At 32.3% G+C, this 21,223-nt stretch carries 22 protein-coding genes and 1 tRNA gene; 2 read left to right on the plus strand and 21 right to left on the minus strand.

What is annotated here, in order from left to right:
- Nucleotides 1–3: 3 nt before the first annotated feature.
- The 12 genes from SOJ_RS09800 to bshC all read right to left on the minus strand — a co-directional run bounded on the left by SOJ_RS09800 (nt 4) and on the right by bshC (nt 13,649).
- Nucleotides 4–678 (minus strand): YggS family pyridoxal phosphate-dependent enzyme, encoded by a 675-nt coding sequence (locus SOJ_RS09800; RefSeq protein WP_002507931.1) that lies wholly within the window; start codon nt 676–678, stop codon nt 4–6.
- 17 nt (nt 679–695) lie between these two features.
- Entirely contained in the window at nt 696–1,484 is a 789-nt protein-coding gene (pgeF, locus tag SOJ_RS09805) for a peptidoglycan editing factor PgeF (RefSeq protein ID WP_002507932.1), read from the minus strand.
- Between the two features lie 233 nt (nt 1,485–1,717).
- Entirely contained in the window at nt 1,718–2,890 is a 1,173-nt protein-coding gene (gene ftsZ, locus SOJ_RS09810; RefSeq protein WP_002507933.1) for a cell division protein FtsZ, read from the minus strand.
- 29 nt (nt 2,891–2,919) lie between these two features.
- Nucleotides 2,920–4,326, minus strand: coding sequence for a cell division protein FtsA (gene ftsA / locus SOJ_RS09815; RefSeq protein ID WP_002507934.1), 1,407 nt, complete (start codon nt 4,324–4,326; stop codon nt 2,920–2,922).
- A 105-nt stretch (nt 4,327–4,431) separates the two neighbouring features.
- On the minus strand, nt 4,432–5,319 hold the full coding sequence (locus tag SOJ_RS09820) for a cell division protein FtsQ/DivIB (RefSeq protein WP_002507935.1): 888 nt from the start codon (nt 5,317–5,319) through the stop codon (nt 4,432–4,434).
- A gap of 15 nt (nt 5,320–5,334) precedes the next feature.
- Nucleotides 5,335–6,684 (minus strand): UDP-N-acetylmuramoyl-L-alanine--D-glutamate ligase, encoded by a 1,350-nt coding sequence (murD, locus tag SOJ_RS09825; RefSeq protein WP_002507936.1) that lies wholly within the window; start codon nt 6,682–6,684, stop codon nt 5,335–5,337.
- A gap of 1 nt (nt 6,685) precedes the next feature.
- On the minus strand, nt 6,686–7,651 hold the full coding sequence (mraY, locus tag SOJ_RS09830; protein ID WP_002507937.1) for a phospho-N-acetylmuramoyl-pentapeptide-transferase: 966 nt from the start codon (nt 7,649–7,651) through the stop codon (nt 6,686–6,688).
- A gap of 206 nt (nt 7,652–7,857) precedes the next feature.
- Nucleotides 7,858–10,098, minus strand: coding sequence for a penicillin-binding protein (locus SOJ_RS09835; protein WP_002512287.1), 2,241 nt, complete (start codon nt 10,096–10,098; stop codon nt 7,858–7,860).
- Nucleotides 10,079–10,489 (minus strand): cell division protein FtsL, encoded by a 411-nt coding sequence (gene ftsL, locus SOJ_RS09840; protein WP_002507939.1) that lies wholly within the window; start codon nt 10,487–10,489, stop codon nt 10,079–10,081. Before ftsL ends, SOJ_RS09835 begins: the two co-directional genes overlap by 20 nt.
- 14 nt (nt 10,490–10,503) lie before the next feature.
- Nucleotides 10,504–11,439, minus strand: a complete 936-nt coding sequence (rsmH, locus tag SOJ_RS09845; protein ID WP_002507940.1) for a 16S rRNA (cytosine(1402)-N(4))-methyltransferase RsmH — start codon at nt 11,437–11,439, stop codon at nt 10,504–10,506.
- 15 nt (nt 11,440–11,454) lie between these two features.
- Nucleotides 11,455–11,886 (minus strand): division/cell wall cluster transcriptional repressor MraZ, encoded by a 432-nt coding sequence (mraZ, locus tag SOJ_RS09850; protein WP_002507941.1) that lies wholly within the window; start codon nt 11,884–11,886, stop codon nt 11,455–11,457.
- 149 nt (nt 11,887–12,035) lie between these two features.
- Entirely contained in the window at nt 12,036–13,649 is a 1,614-nt protein-coding gene (bshC, locus tag SOJ_RS09855) for a bacillithiol biosynthesis cysteine-adding enzyme BshC (RefSeq protein ID WP_002507942.1), read from the minus strand.
- A 281-nt stretch (nt 13,650–13,930) separates the two neighbouring features.
- On the opposite strand from bshC, the gene SOJ_RS09860 reads away from it, so the two are divergent.
- Nucleotides 13,931–14,371, plus strand: a complete 441-nt coding sequence (locus tag SOJ_RS09860; protein WP_002507943.1) for an N-acetyltransferase — start codon at nt 13,931–13,933, stop codon at nt 14,369–14,371.
- Between the two features lie 217 nt (nt 14,372–14,588).
- Here SOJ_RS09860 and SOJ_RS09865 read toward each other — a convergent pair whose 3' ends face one another.
- The 4 genes from SOJ_RS09865 to SOJ_RS09880 form a co-directional block, all read right to left on the minus strand.
- Entirely contained in the window at nt 14,589–15,275 is a 687-nt protein-coding gene (locus tag SOJ_RS09865) for a YjjG family noncanonical pyrimidine nucleotidase (protein WP_002507944.1), read from the minus strand.
- A 146-nt stretch (nt 15,276–15,421) separates the two neighbouring features.
- On the minus strand, nt 15,422–15,556 hold the full coding sequence (locus tag SOJ_RS14215) for a beta-class phenol-soluble modulin (RefSeq protein WP_002507945.1): 135 nt from the start codon (nt 15,554–15,556) through the stop codon (nt 15,422–15,424).
- A 43-nt stretch (nt 15,557–15,599) separates the two neighbouring features.
- Complete coding sequence (locus SOJ_RS09875; protein ID WP_002507946.1) at nt 15,600–15,734, minus strand: beta-class phenol-soluble modulin; 135 nt, start codon at nt 15,732–15,734, stop codon at nt 15,600–15,602.
- Nucleotides 15,735–15,779: 45 nt separating this feature from the next.
- Nucleotides 15,780–15,914 (minus strand): beta-class phenol-soluble modulin, encoded by a 135-nt coding sequence (locus SOJ_RS09880; protein WP_002507947.1) that lies wholly within the window; start codon nt 15,912–15,914, stop codon nt 15,780–15,782.
- A 379-nt stretch (nt 15,915–16,293) separates the two neighbouring features.
- On the opposite strand from SOJ_RS09880, the gene SOJ_RS09885 reads away from it, so the two are divergent.
- Nucleotides 16,294–16,839 carry a GNAT family N-acetyltransferase gene (locus tag SOJ_RS09885; protein WP_002507948.1) on the plus strand — a complete coding sequence of 182 codons (546 nt, stop codon included), beginning with the start codon at nt 16,294–16,296 and terminating at the stop codon, nt 16,837–16,839.
- Nucleotides 16,840–16,913: 74 nt separating this feature from the next.
- On the opposite strand, the gene SOJ_RS14730 is transcribed toward SOJ_RS09885, so the two are convergent.
- The 5 genes from SOJ_RS14730 to SOJ_RS09900 all read right to left on the minus strand — a co-directional run bounded on the left by SOJ_RS14730 (nt 16,914) and on the right by SOJ_RS09900 (nt 21,079).
- Nucleotides 16,914–17,297, minus strand: a complete 384-nt coding sequence (locus tag SOJ_RS14730) for a DUF5776 domain-containing protein (RefSeq protein WP_002507949.1) — start codon at nt 17,295–17,297, stop codon at nt 16,914–16,916.
- 38 nt (nt 17,298–17,335) lie between these two features.
- Nucleotides 17,336–18,796: a glycosyltransferase family 2 protein gene (locus tag SOJ_RS09890; RefSeq protein ID WP_232246087.1), complete on the minus strand. Its 1,461-nt coding sequence runs from the start codon at nt 18,794–18,796 to the stop codon at nt 17,336–17,338.
- Nucleotides 18,797–19,102: 306 nt separating this feature from the next.
- Nucleotides 19,103–19,810, minus strand: coding sequence for a glycerophosphodiester phosphodiesterase (locus tag SOJ_RS09895; protein WP_080588301.1), 708 nt, complete (start codon nt 19,808–19,810; stop codon nt 19,103–19,105).
- Nucleotides 19,811–20,243: 433 nt separating this feature from the next.
- On the minus strand, nt 20,244–20,381 hold the full coding sequence (locus SOJ_RS14430) for a putative holin-like toxin (RefSeq protein ID WP_002507953.1): 138 nt from the start codon (nt 20,379–20,381) through the stop codon (nt 20,244–20,246).
- Between the two features lie 624 nt (nt 20,382–21,005).
- Nucleotides 21,006–21,079, minus strand: a tRNA-Arg gene (locus tag SOJ_RS09900).
- Nucleotides 21,080–21,223 lie beyond the last annotated feature (144 nt).

Consider the following 21,223-nt stretch of genomic DNA (forward strand, 5'->3'; position numbering starts at 1 on the left):
GGCTCACTCCTCTTTTCCTACAAGTTTAGTCCCAATTCTCACAAATGACGCACCTTCTTCAGCAGCTAAGTGGAAATCATTACTCATTCCCATCGATAACTCAGTACATGGTGCATAATTTAAATTGAGCGCTTTAATCTCATCTCTTTTATTCCTTAATGATTGAAATAAGCTTTTTATATATGACTCGTCATCAGTTAATGGAGCCATAGTCATAAGACCAACTACTTCTAAATTTTCATATTGTTCCAATGTTTCAATAAAAGTATTCACATCTTCCAACGCAACACCTTGTTTAGATTTTTCACCTGAAACATTTACTTGAACAAAACACTTTATTTTGTGTTCTGCCCTTTTGTTAATTTCTTTTGCTAATTTAAGACGATCTAATGCATGAAAGTAATCAATTTCATTAATCACTTCTTTTACCTTTCTAGTCTGCAATGAACCAATAAAATGCATTACTATGTCGTCAGGTAAAGCTTCTTTTTTTAGTTGAAATCCTTCTAAACGATTCTCACCAAAATGTCTAATCCCCGCATGATAAGCATCATTAGCTCGGTCTATTGTAACATACTTTGTCACTGCAATCACGTTTGGCAACGTTGAAATATTACCTTTTTCGCAGTGTGTTTTTAATTGTTTTTCAATTTGTTCTAAATTATATTGTACGTTCAAATCTCTACACCTCTTCATTATTGACCGATAAATGCTAACATGCGGCCAGTATTCCCTTTCTCTACTCTATATGAGAAAAATAAGGATAAATCGTCAGATGTCGCATAGTTAGTAATATAAATATTGTCTTTAGGAACACCTGCATTTTCAATTAATAAAGCATTCGCGCGTTTTAAATCAATGCCATGTCTGTCATTGTCTCTTGTCTCAATATATTCATTCATGTCTATCGGTAATGATTCAAATTTTGATTTAATATCATCATTAATTTCATAAGTTGTAGATGTTGCAGGTCCAATTACGATATTCAAATCATTTAAATTAAAATTGATATGGCGAATGACTTCATTCACAATTTGACCGACAGTTCCTCTCCAACCAGCATGTGCTAAACCGATGTAATGATGTTTTTCACTATAAAAATATATAGGTACACAGTCCGCGTAGCACATTGTAAGCAGAATATCAGATTCATACGTATATAATGCATCTACACCATGTAGAGCATCCGTTAAAATATCAATATTCGTGCCTTTATCTTTAGCTGTCACCTCTACAACTTTATTTTCATGCGTTTGTATAGGAAATACCCATTGTTCTCTCGGGTATTGAATTACAGCTGCAAGCTCTTCTTGATGTTGTGTAACGTGTTGTGGATTATCATTAATATATCTAGCCATGTTAAAAGCTGATTTAGGATAGGGACTCAAACCTTCTTCTCTTGTTGTTATACCCAATTTTACATTGTTTAAATGGCTATCCTCATATTTCAATATATGATTATCTTTAATAAATTTATCATGCATACTATGACCCTCCATTAATTAAAACTGTAATTCCTCGCTATGACTTCATATAGGAGACCCGCGACAATAATTTATTCTAAAATTTTAGACAGATATATGATTAAGTTATATTCACAAATAGCAATAAAATTCAAAAAAGTCATCAGATCTTTGGACCTGATGACATCATTGTATTTATTATTGACTACTTTAAGCTTTAAGCCCTATGTATACAAGGCGAGCTAGTTCGAAAATTAACGTCTAGTTCTTCTTGAACGTCTTTCTTCTCTATTTCTGATAAAGCTTGGAATGTCATCTTCATTTGTAGTATGACTTCTGCCTTCACTAGCACTTTCTGATGGTTGAGAAGTATTTGCTGTATTTGATGCAAATGAATCTTCTTTTGAACTGTTACTACTTGTTGCGCTTGTACCGAAACCAGTATTTGAAGCTTTACGTGCTTGTGATGAAGGTTTATCTTCAAATCCAGTAGCGATAACTGTAACTACAATTTCGTCTTGTAATTCTGGATTAATTACAGTACCGAAAATCATATTTACATCTTCGTCTGCTGCATCTTGTACGATGTCAGCTGATTCTTGTGCTTCGAAAAGTGATAGTGACTCTCCACCAGTGATATTCATAAGTACACCCTGTGCACCAACGATTGAAGTTTCTAATAATGGTGACGAAATCGCCTTTTTAGCTGCTTCTACTGCGCGGTTTTCGCCAGAAGAAACACCAATTCCCATTAATGCTGAACCTTGGTTAGACATGATTGTTTTCACATCTGCAAAGTCAAGGTTTACTTCACCTGATACTGCGATTAAATCAGAAATACCTTGAACACCTTGACGTAATACGTTGTCGGCTTCTTTAAATGCTTCCATCATAGGTGTTGATTTATCAACGATATCTAATAATCTGTCATTAGGAATAACGATTAATGTATCTACAGCTGCTTTCATTGATTCTACACCAGCTGCTGCTTGTGTTTGACGCTTACGACCTTCAAAACCAAATGGACGTGTAACGACACCTACTGTTAATGCTCCCATTTCTTTAGCAATTTTTGCTACGACTGGAGCAGCACCAGTACCAGTACCGCCACCCATACCAGCAGTTACGAATACCATATCTGCGCCTTGGATAGCATCTTCAATCTGTTCACGAGACTCTTCTGCAGCTTTTTTACCAATGTCCGGGTTAGCTCCAGCGCCTAAACCACGTGTTAATTTTTCACCAATTTGGATTTTAGCTTCAGCTTTAGACAGGTTTAAAGCTTGTCCATCCGTATTGATTGAAATAAATTCAACATTATTCATACCATGGTCAATCATACGGTTTACAGCGTTGTTACCGCCGCCCCCTACACCGATGACTTTCAACGTCGCTAAATGATTAAATCCTTGTTCAAATTCTAACATTTATATTTCCTCCTAGTTTTAATGGCCAATCAATCGAATAGAGATTTCATAAGTTTTTTGAATTTACCTTCTTCTTTGTCCTGAGGTTTACGTTCTTCATCTTGGTTGACGTCTACTTTTTCGTCGTATTCCTCAGGTGCTTCTGGTTCTTCCATTTCAGAAGCTGACGTTTGTGGCTCTTCTTGTTTGTTTGATTTTTTCTTGAACCAGTCAAATCCGCTTGATTTTGTGCTATGTTCTCTTTCATCAGATTCGATGACTTCTTCTTCGAATTCTTCACGGTCATGATTACTAATTGTAACATAATCTAGCAATTCGTCGAAAGTAATGCTACTAGAAATTGTTGAAATTGCTGAAGAAAATTCAGGTTTTCTAATGCCCATTTGTGACGGTGTATGAATTCTTACTTTTTCACTTACCATATCTTGTAGTAATTCTTTAACACCTAATAGGTTTGCCGAACCACCAGTAACAACGAAACCGCCGTTAACTTTAGTAAGTCCTAGCTCTTGTAATATATCAAAAACATTAAAGAAGATATCTTCAACACGTGCTTCAATAATATCTGCTAAATCTTTTTGAGTAAATTGAGCTTCTTCTTCACTATCCACTTGGTCTACACTAAATACGTCATGATCAGAAGCAGATTCAAAGAAAGCGTGACCATATTGATGTTTAATCTTTTCTGCTGTTTCATAAGATGTGTTTAAGCCATGCGAAATATCTTCTGTGATATCTCGACCAGCCATCTCAATTGCCTCAGCATCAACAAGCTCGCCACGTTCATAAAATGCAAGTTGTGTAATATCTTCACCGATATCGATGATACATGTACCTAGCTCTTTTTCAGTAGCTGATAGCACTGAACCATAGTTATACGCATCTGAATACACATCTAATACATCTACGCCACAAGATTCAACACATTTAATCATATTGATTAAAATTGATTTTTGAATTGCAATAACACCAGCTTCTACTTTCAAACCATGTCTAGCAATTAATTCTTTTGGATCTGAAACTTCATTTTCCCCATCAACAATAAATTTAATCGGGAATGCATTTATAATTTCAGTTTCTGGCACATCATTTTTTTCACGAATACCTTCAAGCACACTTTCAATATGTGTACCATTCAATTCTGTATCTTCATAAAATTCTATTTCATTTACTTCATCAAATACTTCAGTTCCGACTATTGGAAGTTTTAAAAACACTTCTTTAATATCTACACCTGAAGCAATAGAGGCTTTTTTGATTGTATCTTTTACCGCTTGTTTAGCGATATCGAAATCATCAATAAGACCATTTTTAATCCCACTTGTGTAGGTCTGTCCTGTACCTATCACATTTATACCATTGTGAAATTTTTCGCCCACTATCGTTTTAACGCTTGATGAACCAATATCTATACTTACATAATAATGCTCTTCCATAGATAGGCACCTCCTGACAATAACTTATTCAAGTTCACACTATTAACAGTTTACAATACGTTTTGATGCTTGTGAACTATAAACACATGTATTTGTCGAAATTTTTTAATTATTTTTATCTGATTCTTTATTTATTTTGTTTAATGCACTTTGTAACTCATCTTTTGCTGCATCTGTTTCTGTTGTTTGTTCGTCTACATTTTTGTCACTTGCTGATTTTGTTTCGTTACCACCACTATAAGGAATAAATGATGCACCTACTGATAAATCAATATATCCTGACTTTTTCAATTCGCCTGATTCATCACGTTCTAGCGATTGAGACATTTGCGGATAATATTTCATTTTATTAGCAATCGTATTGAGATTACCAAGAATTTGGATATCATCAGATGTGAATAATTTGATTTGATTTTGTAAATTTTCTTGAGGATCATATTTAATTTCTGCAATCATACCTCTTACATTTGCTGGCATTTTTGCAAGTTCATTAATAATTTTTTCTTTCTCCTCTTTTTCAAATCCTACTAAAATGGGTCCATCATCCGTTGCATTACCATCATAGTTTTTCAATTCTGTACCATTTTCTAGAATAGGCACGTAATTATCTTTCTTTTTCGTCATTCCAACAATTTGATTTTCAGAGATCTCAACCATTAATTTGTTAGGCATTTGTTTCGTGATTTTCGCGCTTTTTATCAATTTGTTTTCTTTTAATTTATCCGTCGCTTTTGAAGTGCTATATGTGTACATTCTAGAGTTGTCTTTAACGTCAATTGCTTTATTGATTGCACTTTTGGAAACATTATCATTGCCTTTTATTTCCACACTACTTATCTTACTTAAAGGCGTGAACATATATATAAGAATCAAAATGATAATAAATAACAATACACCAAATACTGAATATTGAATTTGCTTTTGTCTTTTTCGACGTTTTGCTCGTTTTTCTTTTAAGTATTCAGAGTCAAATTCACTTACTTTATTAGTCATTCATTTTCACACCCTTTAAAAAGAAGGTAAGTGCGCTTGGAAACTTTTTATAAATTTATTTCCACGCTCTTCAAAAGTATTGTATTGATCCCAACTTGCACAGGCTGGAGATAAAAGTACAACGTCATTTGGCTCTATAGCGTCTTGTATTTTATCGACTGCGTCTTGTACATCAGTCGCTGTTATTACGTATTTGCCCTGACTTTCACCTAGTTTCACAAATTTACTTTGTGTTTCTCCAAATGCGACCATCACCTTGACGTTTTTCATATAAGGAATAAGTTCATCAAAATCGTTACCACGATCTAAACCACCACATAACCAAATAATTGATTGATCAAATGAATTTAGTGCAAATTGTGTTGCAAGTGTATTGGTTGCTTTTGAATCATTGTAATATTTATTCGTTTTATTTGAACCCACATATTGTAATCTATGTTCAATACCAGAAAATGTAGTAAGACTATCGATGATTGCTCTTACTGATATACCAGCTAAAAGTGCAGCTAACGTCGCTGCAAGTATATTTTCTAAATTATGTTCACCTGGTAATACTAAATCATCTTTATGAATAATTCTAAATCCTTGAAACACAATAAAACCATCTTTTACATAAATACCATCAACTTCTTGTTGTGTAGAAAAATAATAGGTTTTGGCACTTAATGATTCCGATTCAATTAAATGACGTTGGTGATAATTACAAATTAAATAATCGTCCTCTGTTTGATTTTTATAAATTTCTTTTTTAGCATTTTGATAGTTCTCTAACGATTCATGGTAATCAAGATGTGCCGAATATATATTTGTAATAATAGCAATATGTGGCTTGTATCGATCTATACCAAGTAGTTGGAATGAAGATAGTTCCGTAACTAAATAATCATTTGCTGTAACCTCTTGAGCTACTTTAGAAGCAACATATCCAATATTCCCTGATACTTTACCTGTTACTCTGCTTTTTTGAAACATATCTCCAATTAATGACGTTACTGTAGTTTTACCATTGGTACCTGTGACACCAATAATAGGTGCTTCTGATATCAAATAACTCAATTCAACTTCTGTTAAGATTTTCAAGCCTTTTTCTACTGCTGCTTCAAGTAAAGGTACAGTGTAGGGTATTCCAGGATTTTTAACTATAATAGGATTACTATCAAGTAAAGACAATGGATGTTCTCCACCAATGACTTTAACCCCTCTATTTTCTAAATCTTTGGCATGTGAATCTTGGCTTAAATCTTTGCCATCATTAACTATGACATTCGCGCCCAACTTACTTAACAACTTCGCTGCTTCATAACCACTTTTCGCTAATCCAATTACTAATACATTTTTATTTTCTAATCCTGTATATTTCAGCAATTTAATTCACTCCAATCCATAGGCCAATTAGTCCTGAAATCAAGCCTACTGTCCAAAATACCGTAACAACTTTCTTCTCATTCCAACCAACTAATTCGAAATGATGATGTAATGGTGACATTTTGAAAATTCGTTTTCCTGTTAATTTGAAAGATGTAACCTGAATAATTACTGATAAAGTTTCTGCAACAAACACGAAACCAATAAAAATGAGTGATAATTCTTGATTTAACATAATTGAAATTGTGGCAAATATACCACCTAACGCCAAGCTACCTGTATCTCCCATAAATACTTTGGCTGGGTTTAAATTGAATGGTAAGAACCCAACTAAAGCAAAAATCATAATAATACAGAACAGGCTGATAGAGGTAGCACCTTGGAAATAAGCCATAATTGCATACATAACAAATCCAATTATAGACAAACCAGTTGCTAATCCATCTAAACCATCTGTTAAATTCACTGCATTTGAGAAACCTACTTGCCAAAACACAATGAATATTACATATGCAATAGATAGTGGTATTTCTGTATTCGTAAATGGAATATGTATTCCTGTAGAAAAATCAGTTAAATTAAACGCTTGGCTCAAAATGAAGAAGATGACTGCGATAGCAATCTGTGCTAAGAATTTTTGTTTACTTGTTAACCCTTCATTGTTCTTTTTCACAACAATGATGTAATCATCTATGAATCCGATTAAACCAAACCCTATTGTTACAAATAATAGTAAAATAATTGGATTTGGATTTTCCATAAAAATAGTTGCGAGTATCGAAGTTACAATGATACTAATCAGGAAAGTAAGTCCACCCATTGTAGGTGTGCCTGTTTTTTTCATATGACTTTGCGGACCCTCTTCCCTAATACTTTGCCCAAATTTCATTCTTTTTAATGTTGGTATCAATACTGGGACTAATATAAAAGTGACTAAAAGTGCGATAATTGCGAGTAAATAAACCATATTATGCTCCTTTATATATTTAATTGGATTATTTCTAAGTGCTAAGTGGCTACAGTATGTATAGAGGTAAGTAGCTTTATCAGTTATTTAATTAACGTCATACGCTACTAAATACTGACAAGCCACTATTTGTGAACACCTCATAATCATGAAACAAATATTCTAACATGATTTAAAATTGAATTCAGAAGTTGTGCTAATTAAATTTATTCTTTATCTTCTTTATTTTCTTCATTGTCTTTAGATTTTGATTCGTCATCAGCTGTTTCTCCATTAATTTCTTCAGAAGACAACGTTACTTCTATCTTATCTTTTTTACTTATCTTTTGACCTTCTGTTATCGATTGCTCAGAAACAAATCCACTACCTTTAGTAGTTACTTTTGTATTCGTAAGCTTTTCAAATGCAACGACTTCTTCTTTAGTCCAGCCGGACATGTTTGGCATCGTAACATCGCCATCAGTCAATAATAACACTCTACTATTAGGTAATACTTCTTTATCTGCAGTAACAGATTGTTTTGTAATTTTCTCACCGTCACCTATAACGATAGGTTCTAGAGACTTACTATTCACTTTGTCTTGTGCTTTTTGTGTTTCTTGGCCTTCAACGTCAGGCACTTTGCTGTATTTCACATCTGATTTGTCTTTCGAATTTTTATCGCCGACGTTCAGATATTTCAACGTGTTCTCCATAATTGGTTTAAAAGCCTTACTTACACCACTTTCATAAGCTTCTTGGTCATTTTTCTGAGCTAAACTCATACCAGCATAAACGACAACTTCTGGGTCATCTTTTGGTGCATCACCGATAAAGCTTACGAAATATGGATTTTCACCCTCTACGTATCCACCATTATCTGGATCCGCTACTTGTGCTGTACCGGTTTTACCTTCTATTTCATAACCATCGATTCTATAGTTTTTAGCATTACTCTTTTCGCTGTTAACAACCTTATCCATTTCAGTACGTACTTTTTTAGCAGTATCTTTTTTGATTGGTTTACCAGCGATTTCTTTTTCACCTTTATAGAAAGTATCATTACTTACAGGATTAGATACACTATCTATAAACCATGGTTTCAACATATTACCTTCATTATAGAACGCTGATTGCGCTTGTAACATTTGTACTGGTGTTACAGTCGTTGATTGACCAAATGCAGATGTTTTTTGCTGTGCTTCATTATCCCATGCGATATCACCAGTAGCTTCACCATCAAACATGCCGTTCGTTGATTCACCGAATCCAAATTTTTCATACCATTCTTTCATCTTATCTGAACCAACTAAATCTTGTAAATGCATCATTAAGGTGTTTGAAGAATATGTGAACCCAAGTGACATTGGTATTTCTCCCCAACCTACTTTGTTCCAGTCGGAAATTTTTGAGCCCATGACTTCTTTAGGTTCTGCTGTATATTTTTTATCTGGCTTAAATTCTCCTTCTTCAATTGCTGCTGCTAAACCAAAGTTTTTAAATGTGGAACCTGGTTCATACGTATTTTGATACAAATCATTCGCCCACTTTTTACCAAAATCTTCACCAGTTTCTGGATTGAACGTAGGTCGTTGACTGTAAGCGAGAATTTCGCCTGTATCTGCATCCATGACTACAGCAAATAAATCTTTCGGTTTATAATGCTCAACCATTCCATCTAGTGCTTCTTCAACAAAGACTTGAATATTGGAATCTATCGTTAAATGGACATCATCACCGCGTTGTGGTATTTTCTCTTTTTTAGTATTCGGCGCAATATAGCCCCAAATATCATGAATATAAGATAATGCACCTTTTTGTCCTGATAAATAACTATCGAATATCTTTTCAACACCCATAGCACCATTTAATTCACCCGTATCAGCATCTTTTTGTGCTATTCCAATAAGGTGTGATGCAAAGTTACCATTAGGATAGAAACGTTCAGTTTCTGGATAAAGCGTGACTCCAGGTAAGTTCATTTTCTCTATCTTTTCTTTTTCTTGATAGGTTAAATCAGAACCTTTTTGTCCAAATTCAACTTGAAATGCTTTCTTGTTATCCAATCTTTTTTCAATATCTTCTTCAGACATGTCTATCACTGTCGCTAATTTTTTTGCAGTTTCTTTTTTGTCTTTAACATGTTTCGGTTTCTCGCTACCTTCACTCGCTTTTTTATCAACAATGGCAACGACTTTATATCTTTCTACGTCTTCTGCTAGTACTTTTCCATTACGGTCATATATTTTTCCACGTTCAGGCTGCTCTTGGCTTTGGACTAAATATTTTTCGTTTGCCTTCATTATTAAATCTTCACCGGAAGAGTGACCTGTCAACATAATATATGAGTATCTTAAAACCAACGTAAAAAAGAGCAGTCCAAATCCGAGAACGAGTAGGACTGCCCCTATTTTACTTTGTTTAATTAAAAAGTTCGGTTTTTTAAATCTAATTTTTCGCTTCGCCATTATTACGCACTACCTTTACATTGTCGTTCTTAAGGCTCATTCCTTCGTCTTTTGCCTTATCGTAAATGCGTTCATATGAAGAGTTCTTTTTAATTTCAGATTCTATTGCGCTGTTTTCACTTGATTGTTGTTCGATTTTAGTATCTAAATCTGCAATTTTTCCTCGAGTATCATACGCATCCATTTTTAAAGATAGCATATAAATACTTATTAAAGCAATTACTGTTATAAGTCCTATGTATAACATTTTCTCAAACTTTGTAAGTTGAACTACTACTTTGCGTTTTACGGTTTTGGTTTTAGGTTGCGTTTTAGGTTGTTTCCTCGGCTGTGATTCGGGAACCTGTTGTTCTGATCCATTATAAGGTTGATAAATCTTCTCTACTGCCACTCATCATTCACTCCTTATTTCAATATTTCTGCAACACGTAACTTCGCACTACGCGCACGGTTATTATTATCTAGATCTTCTTCAGCAGCGGTAATGGGTTTACGGTTAACGCGTTTCAATTTAGGCGTGTACGCTTCAGGTATGACTGGCAATCCCCGTGGAACATCTGGACCTTTTTCATATTCTTGAAACATTTGTTTGCATAATCGATCTTCCAATGAATGGAAAGTTATGACTGAAATTCTACCATCAATTTTCACTGCACCTATCGCTTGTTCTAGCGAATCTTCGAATGAAGATAATTCATCATTCACTGCGATTCTAATTGCTTGGAAAATCCTTTTTGCAGGATGACCACCTTTTCGTCTAGCTTTTGCAGGTATACCTTCTTTTATTACATCAACGAGTTCTAACGTTGTTTCGATTGGCTTTTGTTCTCTGTTCTGTTCTATACGTCGGGCAATTTGTTTTGAAAATTTTTCTTCGCCATATCTATGAAAGATTCTGACTAATTTTTCAAATTGCCAATCATTTACAACTTCATAAGCTGATAACGATTGTGTTTGATCCATTCGCATGTCTAATTTGGCATCGTTATGATAACTAAACCCACGTTCAGGTACATCCAATTGTGGACTGGACACACCTAAGTCGTAGTAGATGCCATCTACTTTTTCAATATTCAAATCATTTAAAATTTCAGTTAATTTTCTAAAGTTGCTATGGACAAAGGTCACTTTATGTAAGTGTTCTTTCAAAACTTCTTTAGCATTTTCAATCGCTGTTCTATCTTGGTCGATTGCTATAAGCCTACCTTCGTCACCCAATTGATTTAATAAATAGAGGGCATGCCCTGCGCCACCTAATGTACAGTCGACATAGACACCATCTTCTTTAATATTTAAATAATCAATGGTTTCTTTAAGCATAACGCTGACATGATGAAACAAATTTAACTCCTCCTATTAAAAATCAAAATCAATCAGGTCTTCAGCAATATCTTCGAAACTATCTTCAGATTCTTCATAGAAACTGTTCCAAGTTCCTCTATCCCAAATTTCAATACGATTTGAGACACCTATTACTGTACATTCCTTACTTAAGTTGGCGTATTGTCGCAAATTTTGCGGAATGTTAATACGCCCTTGTTTATCTAATTCTACTTCTACGGCTCCAGAGAAGAACATACGCATAAATTTACGAGCGTCCTTTTTAGTCATTGGTAATGTCTTCATCTTCTCTTCGATAATTTGCCATTCTTCCAAAGTATAGCCAAACAAACATTTGTCAAGGCCTCGAGTGATTATAAAACGCTCATTTAAGTCATAGCGAAACTTGGAAGGCACTATCATACGTCCCTTTGTATCCAACTGATGCTCGTATTCTCCCATGAACATTTATAATCACCTCACCTTCTTATATATATAATTTACCACATCTCACCACTATCCTCCACTAATTATACAATTTTCACCACAATTTCTTATTCAACGTAAAAAAACACCCGATTCATCATAATGATGAATCGGGTGCACCCTTACTGCCTCTAAGGTTTTATTATAATATGATCAAAAGTGTAAGAAAGTGGTGGATAAGTGGAGGGACTGAACACATTTATCCCAAAATCATTCATAATTTGTAAAGGGTTCCATATTCGTTCTTGCAATCCTTCCATTGGATGAAGTGTGCCACTTAATTCTTTGAAATGTTTCATACTAATTTCATTTTCTCGTTCTATATTTAATAAATATCTATTTATCAAATAATCGTATTGCTTTTGATGAATTGAATTGTTTTTTTCTAATAACAATGTATTATCGTTGTTGCCTTTTACTTCTGATTTTAACGATTGATATAGTGTTTCTTGTTGTGCTTTCATTGATTCGATTTGATCAATAAATGCTTGAGATGCTTGTGCTCTAACAAATTTTTGTTTTGCATCTTCAATTCCATTTTCGATAATTTGGTTTTTACCCAGTTGATATTGTGCTAATAATTTTTCAATTCTGTGATTAATATAAGTAATTCGCAAGCGTGGTAGGACGATTGGCATTGAAACATCCAACGTTCTAAACACATCACTCAATTCAGTCCAATACTTTATTTCACTTGGTCCGCCAATAAAAGCAACAGTATTAAATAACCATTCTTCCATTACAGGTCTTGTTACCACATTATTTGAAAATCTTTCTGGTTCAGAATCTACTATACTTAAAACCTCTTGGGGCGTCATTGTCTTATCTGATTTATTCAAATAGAATTGTCCCTCTTTGAATGTTAGTAATTGTCTCATATTGTCTTCGTGTAAAAACAAATGCACATTTGTATCTGTTTGAATCATTTGCTCTAAACCACTATTTGTTGTTTGTGTTTGTGTTTTCCTAAAGGCTGCATCAACATCAAGATGATTTTCCACAATCTTTCTAATCAACGGTTGCTCTAACCGACGTAGTTCAGGATCATTAGCATCTATCATTAATAAACCATATGTTTTAAACACTTCATGTAGTAATGCTTTAAACATATCGGACCAACTATCATGTGCATCAATAATATTACGGCACATTTCAATTAAAGGTCGTGAATGTTCAGTTTCATTCAGTTGTTGGAAAAATTGATTCAAAGTTTCTTTGAGTTGAGCTTTATCAGGATTATAATGTGAGACGCTTGCTTCAGGTGGCTCCATTGTATGATATTTGATTTTATGTAACTTAGCATCTTGATTATTGTATGCATAAGTATGATTTACTTCGTCAAAATCATGGTCTTCCCCTGCAATCCAAAACACAGGTACAATATGTTTATTATAATCTTTAGATAGTTTTTGGCTTAGCGTAATAATAGAAAATATTTTATGGAATGTATACAAAGGTCCACCAAATAAACCTGCTTGTTGTCCACCAACAATTACTTTTGCGCCATTACTTAATAATTTAATATTACTTTCTTGTTCTTCAGTCAAAGATAAATCACTCATATAGTTTTCAATCACTTTTGCTAATGCAACTTCTCTTCCATTATTTTCACTAAGAAGTCTGTGTTTATAGTTCTTCTCATCCATTGCATCTAAATGATAGAACTGAGCTAGTGTTGAATCACTTTGTTTAATTTTTGAAATAAATTGATCTTTTTCGTTAAGTTTCGTAGTCATACAATCCATTCGTAATTCTCCTTATGTTACTCTATTCCTAATCAGTATAAAGTTTATGTACTATATTGACAATTTAACGGCTTAAAATAACCTGTATTTTTTACTTCTTTAATTCAATGTATATACTATAATAAACGATTTTTGAAAAATTTAAAAAAAGTGTGTTTATGTATTTGAAATAAGTATCGTATACAGACCACTTTAATAGTATGTTTCGCGTCGTCATTTTTGTGAAATATCATTAGAAATAAGGTATAATAAAATATAATAGTACAAAGGGGGAAGACGCTATGAGTAACGTGAAACGTCTCGATATAAATTATAAAACAGACGAATTATTCGAAGATTTTAGAAACTTCGGCAACAAAGACTTGTATATGGTTGATGAATTACGTGGAGAAATGATAGATGCGAGTTCAGATTCACCTTTTTATGGTATTCAAATTGGTGATAGATTAGGTGCAAGAATGGCATTGTATCGTAAAGGGGATGTTGAAGAAGTCTACTTCCCTGATTTCGACGATTACAACGTTTTGTGGAAATTAGAAGTATTAAACGACTTTCAAAATCGCGGTTACGGTAAAGAATTATTAAATTTCGCGAAAAAACAAGGACTTCCTATTAAAGTAATCGCTCGTAATCAATCTAAAGCATTCTTTATTAAACAAGGATTCAAAGACGTAAATGCAGTAAACAAAGATGGACATGATGTTCTAGTTTGGACACCATAAACAAGAATACGAAAGATAAACATATGTCTTAGTTATTTATTTTCATCAGCAGTCCGACACTCAATGTATTTGTTTTCAACTTTAAAAAAACTACGCGTATACATTAATGTATACGCGTAGTTTTTTTACGATCATTCCAACTCTTGGAATCCTCTTTAGTCAGCCGAGTATGGGCAGAAATCTGAAATACAATTTGATTTCGTATTCTTTCCCTTTTTTATTCCATATAAATTAGTAATTCATTGAGTGATGTTATTGTAAAATCTGGTTTGATATCAGTTTCATTTATTTTATTTCTAGGATTAAACCAACACGTGTCAATTTGGGCATTTTTGCCGCCTAATATATCTGACGTCATAGAATCTCCGACAATTATGGCATTATCTCGTTTGTCTTCACCGATTTCCTTAAATACATAATCAAAAAATTCAGGCATTGGTTTTTGGTAACCTGTTTGTTCTGAAACAAAAACACCTTTAAATAATTGACCAAACTGAGCCTTCTCAATACGGCGCTCTTGCGTTTCTAACACACCATTCGTCACAATATATAAATCATGATTTTGTTTTAAATACTTTAATGTTTCAACTGTGTCAGGAAAGAATTTTATTGGTGCTTTCGCTAATTCATCTCTAAATATGTGATCCGCTTCTTTACCATCCACAGTCATTTCATGTAAATCAAAATATACTTCAAATCGTTTGCTTAAAACTTCTTCTTTCGTTAATTTATTAATTTGAAAAGCTTCCCAATGCGCTTGATTCACTTTCATAAATGTTTTTAAATCGTCATGATTAGCGATTAATTTATATCTTTCTGTCATTTTGAAAAATGCATGTGATTCTGCATCATGAAAATCTACAATTGTATCATCAAAATCTATGAGCAGGCTTTTAGAATTCATTTTTATTTCTCCTCTTTTTATACATATTTATTATTATAATTGGATGCACTTATTGTTTATATTCACACAATAACAGTATACACATTTTGAACACACAAAAAAATGGCCAAGGTTGTTACCCTGACCACTGCTTTCTATTTTAATAATTAGAATCCAAACAATTGTCCTAATAATCCAGCGCCGCTTGATACGATATCTACAATGCTTGTCCCTAATTCCACACCATTACCTGATTGTGCTGCTTGTATAGTATTTGCAATAGCTTCTGCTAATTTAGTCATAAAAAATCTCTCCTCAGTTTATAAGTTTTATAATTTATTTTTACTAGAATCCGAATAATTGTCCTAATAGACCTACACTGCTTGATACGATATCTACAATGCTTGTCCCTAATTTAGCTCCGTCTCCTGCAATACCAGCTTGTACCGTTTCTTTTATTGCGTTAAATAAATCTGACATATCGATTATCTCCTTTAAAGTATTTTTTTTTGAAATCTACTTAGATTAAAACCCTAATGCTTGAGAAATTAATGCTGCTCCATTAGAAATGATGTCTAAAACGCCACTTCCAATTTTGATGCCATCTCCTGCAATACCAGCTTGTACTGTATTTTTAATTGCTTCAAATAAACCTTCCATTATAAACACTCCTTATAAAATAAGATTTCTCTGACTGAAAATTATGTTGAAAACGATACTTAATAAAAACATTTAGTTTGTGTATCGCTTGTTATATATAATATAAGATAATCTTTAATTATATTGTTTAATATTCCTTACTTAATCATAAAATTGCTTTATCTGTTATTTAATTGCTAGTTTAAAACAGTTATGAATTCTCAATTGTATTTTGTACAATTAAATAACACTTTATAACATTAATGTATTATTAATTCCATGTTAGAAAACCATTAATCTTATCAGAAACTTTAAAGATTAATGTATAAGTAGAATTACTTTGTAGTATGCTTATATTAATAAATTCAACAGACTATCTTAATAGATTGGGAGGAATATTATGAAAGCAGTGCTTAAAATTAATAACCATATACATCTTAGGGATGCTCAAACAAGTGATATTGAAGATTATCTCTCAGTCCCTTTTAATGAAGAGCTTTTGAGAATGTATGGCTCTGATATGAATGTAGAAACAGAAAAGCAAAAATCTGGTGCTAGATTACTAATTTCGAGGATTATTAATAACCCATATGAATGGGTAATTGACTATGACGCTTTATTTATAGGACAAGCTCGTTTATCTTTAGATAAAACAAATAATAAAGCAAAATTTGCAATAGGCATATTTAACCCGAATTTTTGGAATAAAGGAATTGGCACTCAAGTAACACATCAAATTTTAGAATATGCCTTTAATCACTTAGAAGTGCATAAAGTTTACTTAAGAGTCCTATCATATAATTATAGAGCTATAAAGTCTTATAAAAATGCAGGTTTTATAATTGAGGGTAGTGATCGTGAAGGTTCTTATATAAATGGAAATTATGAAACAGACTTATATATGAGTATCTTACGCAACGAATTTCAAAGTAATTTTCATCGATAAAGTTAAAAATTAAAAAGGAGACTCCAAAATTGGAATCTCCTTGCAATATCTATAAAGTCACAGTTCTTTTTTAATTAAACCTCTTTAACAAAATTTCTATTTGCGGTAATAAATGTGCCGTGCATTGTTTTAAGTCGTGGCGTACCCTTTGAAGAAGCTACTACTTTCTGAATAGCTACTTTTTCATTTACCTTAAGCTCTTTCAAAGCTTCACCACTAAAGTCCCTATTTTGATATTCCTTACATTCTTTTGTAATAATCACTATTTCAGGTTTCTCATAAATATATCGATTAGAGTTACTAGTAGCAACACGATAAATAAACTTTTGATTAGCTGTTAGTACTAATCCATCAACTGTGATGAGTCTTGGCGTATTCTTTTTAGTATAGCCAATGTTTTTAATTTCTATTATCTCACCTATTTCAACATTAGCATCTGCGCGCTCTTCAAACTCCACATCTTTATATAAATTGACCTTTTTCGCTATGCCAATCGTTATTGGATTATAAGTGAAATATTTATTAGGCGCTTCTGTCTTTCTAGATTTTTTTCATTCACAATAAATTCAGACTTGAAATTTTGTCTATTAAGTTTGAGCGTCTGCGTTGCATTAGGTAAATTCATGTTAATCGTATACTTCTTATATTTATCGTGAATTAAATTAATGTTAAAGTCAAAGTCGCACTTACTTAAATCCTCAGTTTTTACGTATAATCGATGCTCATCTCCAGAGAATTCAACTTCGATTGCATTGAGCTCATAATTAATTTCAGTAAGTAACACTTGATCAATTGTAGTCTCTGGGGCTTTATAAACTCTTATAACTTCTCTTAATTCATTACCAATAAGATGCGTGCCTTCATAAACAGCAAATAACTCTTCTTTCATTGGTAAATAATCTTTTATAGTTTCCGGCATTAAAAAGTGAATTTGATTATCTTTCACATATCTATCTGCCTTTCCACCTTTTAATAGCATGCCGATAAAGTCAAAAAGTTTTTCATATTCTTTATTTATAAGCATTTGATAAATGTTTTTATATTTATCTCCAATGATATAATCTTCAACATTTTTATCATGCTCATTTAAAGTGTCTATCATTTGTTGAAATAGATTATAGAATACGGCTTTATTTTCACTTTTTAGAAATCTGCTATTATTAAATAATCTAGAAATGAAATCTACCTCTACAAGTCGACTCAATGATTGAAATTCTGCAGACTTAGGTATATCCAATTTCAACACTTCTTGTAGTACCAATAAATTAAAATGTGTTTTTTCTATAATATTTGTTTCACCTACAAGTGATTGATTATACGAATATCTATTCACATGATAAACAGGCGTTGAATTCATAGAAGCTGTTTTACATTTAGAAATAGCATTGATAAAGAACAATTTATCTTCACCAAATTTCATATGCTTGAACTCTATTTTATTCTCAACAATGATATCTCTTTTAATAACTTTCCCTGGTGGCCCAACTGCTCTAAATATCTTATTAATTTCATATGGCACTAAATCATTTGCAACTTTATACGAAGTGAATCTTCCTAATTTGCTAATCGCTTTATCCGTATGTTTAATACTATGTCCAAACGCAACATCGGCATTGTTCTCTTCAGCTTGGTTTAACAACATCGGCAAACCAATTGAATCTAACCAATCATCGGCATCAAGAAAAGTTATGTATTTCCCATTCGCATTTTTAATACCCACGTTTCTAGGTTCAGCAGGACTACCCGTGTTTTCTTCTAATTTAATGAGTTTTAAAAAACTGTATTTATTTTTATATCCTTCAATTATTTTTAATGAGTTATCGCTAGAACAATCGTCTATAAATATCGCTTCAATTTTATCTTCATCAATATTTAATGCCCCAATTGATTCTATACATTCATTAAGAAATAATTCCTTGTTGTACACTGGTACAATGATAGACAGCAATTTTTCCAATTCCTAATTCCCTTTTTAGATTATTTAGTATTCATTATATAATATAAATGATTACTAAAGTATTTTTTATAAAAAATAATCCCTACTTATTTTTATAATTCATTAATTTTTTAAATATGTATAAAAATCGTTTGTTATGTATTCATTAATATTTTAAAAACTACTACCTCAAAATAACATAAAATGGTAATACACAACACTTTAAATGGAATTATTTTAAAATACTAATCATTCAAGTATTAAATTTAGTGAAAATTATAATTGGAATATATCTTTCTCTCATATTAAAGCGTCTATTATTATTTATTACTTTACAATATCATCTCCATAATTTGTAAAAAATCCTTTCACTCCTATTTGTTTCAAAAATCTATAGTCATTCTCATTGTTCACAGTAAATGCGTGTACTTGCATAGCATTATTTTCAATACTTCCTATAAGTTCACGATCTATTTTTTTATGCGAAATTCCAACTGCATAACTATAACTGCTTATACTTTCTAACATATTATCGTCTAATTTGTTTAATTCATTATCATAAATCAATTTAACCAATGGTATGTTTTCATCCTCATTTTTAATTGTTTTTAAAGCTCTATCATCGAAGGATTGTATAACTATGTATTTAGAATTAAACAACCTTTTATTCTTTAATTTTTCTACCGTAATATGTGCCATATTAGGATTATCTTTAGCATTTTTTAACTCAATATAGTATTTAACATTGTTACCATATTGATCTAAAACCTCATCAAAAGTTGGAATCTCCAAACTTCGCTCTTTCTTATCTTTTAACTTCATTTTTTTTAGTTCTTCAATTGTATAGTCTTCCACCTTGCCTTTTCCATTTGTAGTCCTATCTATTGATTCATCATGCATAACCACTAAATTATCGTCCTTAGTTATTTGTAGGTCCAATTCCAAATAGTCAATATTCATTTCATGAATTGCTTTATCATACGCTGGGAAACTATGTTCAGGTTCATAACCACTAGCACCTCTATGGGCAATTATTAACGGTTTTTTTCAGTTCCTTCATACCATTTAACTTTTGGTATGAATATTATTATAGACACTATAATAATCAGAATGATTCCAGGTAAAACATATCTGTAAAATGATCCCCTCTTTATTTACATCGCCCCATTTTATTTTAAAAAACTATGAAAAATGTTTTTTCTTAACTTTTTAATTATATTGTATTATCCGTATATTTAATATACCATATACACAAATGTTTTAGATTTATTTAGTTATATATAATAAATAGCCAATACAATGAGACGACTTATAAAAATTAGATAATATATTTATATTGTGGTTATTTATAGATAGAAAAAGGGCAACACACCATACGTGTATCGCCCAACTGAGCCCCTTAAAAAGACGGTGACCTCGTTTAATAAATGATTAAATAACCATCAAACTCGGTCAAAGTTAGAGATGGTTATTTTTTATGGCTTAATTTAACAATTGTAATAACTAAACCTAACAAGGTAACGATGAACGTACCGAAACCTAACAAGGTAACGATGAACGTACCGAAACCTAACATTGAGTGTAGCGCTTCTACAATTGAAACCACAAAAGGCGTCTCCTTTCTAAAGTTGTTAGCGGTACTTTCATAAGCATCACTTTACTTTATACTGAGGTTAGCCACCATCTATCCAACTTACTCGCTCTTATTTCACTATATTTTTCTACATACTATTACTTTTGTCGACCTATAGAATTTGATAATATTTTTATATTGTGGTAATTTATAGATAGAAAAAGGGCAACACACCATACGTGTATCGCCCAACTGAGCCCGTTAAAAAGACGGTGGCTTTGATAGTTATTTAGTAACCATCTACAACTCGCCAAAGCTAGAGATGGTTATTTTTTATGGTCATTTTTACTAACTAATACTAGGCCAATGATTGTCATGACAATCATTAACATTTCATAATCAGTCAATGTTACTCCTTTCTAGGAGTCAAACCATATTTCATAGGCATCACCCCATTTATAATGAGATTAGCCACCATCTATCCAACTTGCTCGCTCTTATTTTACTATAATTTTTAATCTCCTGACCATTACTTTTAATGATCTTTTTTCACTACGTTATAATCAAAATATTTCAAGTTGATAAGTATAAGATTCAAAAAAAGAACCCCGTCGCAACGGGGTTCTTTTTTGAATAATATGTAATTTATTCTCTTAGTGTCCTGGGAGGGATTCGAACCCCCGACCGATGGCTTAGAAGGCCATTGCTCTATCCAACTGAGCTACCAGGACATAATCTTTTTGAACACAAGAATAATTATATCTAACTTAGCCTAATAAAGCAATACTCCGAGCATTAAAAATAAATATGATTTTTCACTATAATAAACCTTTTATCTTATTTTCATACTATTTTTGAAATTTAATTTAAAACAA

Source organism: Staphylococcus sp. OJ82 (assembly GCF_000294465.1).
Taxonomy (GTDB): domain Bacteria; phylum Bacillota; class Bacilli; order Staphylococcales; family Staphylococcaceae; genus Staphylococcus; species Staphylococcus equorum.

Bases quoted from the DNA above. Each gene is read 5' to 3' on its own strand.
- pgeF (WP_002507932.1), bottom strand. From the start codon at position 1,484: ATGCATGATAAATTTATTAAAGATAATCATATATTGAAATATGAGGAT.
- ftsZ (WP_002507933.1), bottom strand. From the start codon at position 2,890: ATGTTAGAATTTGAACAAGGATTTAATCATTTAGCGACGTTGAAAGTC.
- ftsA (WP_002507934.1), bottom strand. From the start codon at position 4,326: ATGGAAGAGCATTATTATGTAAGTATAGATATTGGTTCATCAAGCGTT.
- SOJ_RS09820 (WP_002507935.1), bottom strand. From the start codon at position 5,319: ATGACTAATAAAGTAAGTGAATTTGACTCTGAATACTTAAAAGAAAAA.
- mraY (WP_002507937.1), bottom strand. From the start codon at position 7,651: ATGGTTTATTTACTCGCAATTATCGCACTTTTAGTCACTTTTATATTA.
- SOJ_RS09835 (WP_002512287.1), bottom strand. From the start codon at position 10,098: ATGGCGAAGCGAAAAATTAGATTTAAAAAACCGAACTTTTTAATTAAA.
- mraZ (WP_002507941.1), bottom strand. From the start codon at position 11,886: ATGTTCATGGGAGAATACGAGCATCAGTTGGATACAAAGGGACGTATG.
- bshC (WP_002507942.1), bottom strand. From the start codon at position 13,649: ATGGATTGTATGACTACGAAACTTAACGAAAAAGATCAATTTATTTCA.
- SOJ_RS09860 (WP_002507943.1), top strand. From the start codon at position 13,931: ATGAGTAACGTGAAACGTCTCGATATAAATTATAAAACAGACGAATTA.
- SOJ_RS09865 (WP_002507944.1), bottom strand. From the start codon at position 15,275: ATGAATTCTAAAAGCCTGCTCATAGATTTTGATGATACAATTGTAGAT.
- SOJ_RS14215 (WP_002507945.1), bottom strand. From the start codon at position 15,556: ATGACTAAATTAGCAGAAGCTATTGCAAATACTATACAAGCAGCACAA.
- SOJ_RS09875 (WP_002507946.1), bottom strand. From the start codon at position 15,734: ATGTCAGATTTATTTAACGCAATAAAAGAAACGGTACAAGCTGGTATT.
- SOJ_RS09880 (WP_002507947.1), bottom strand. From the start codon at position 15,914: ATGGAAGGTTTATTTGAAGCAATTAAAAATACAGTACAAGCTGGTATT.
- SOJ_RS09885 (WP_002507948.1), top strand. From the start codon at position 16,294: ATGAAAGCAGTGCTTAAAATTAATAACCATATACATCTTAGGGATGCT.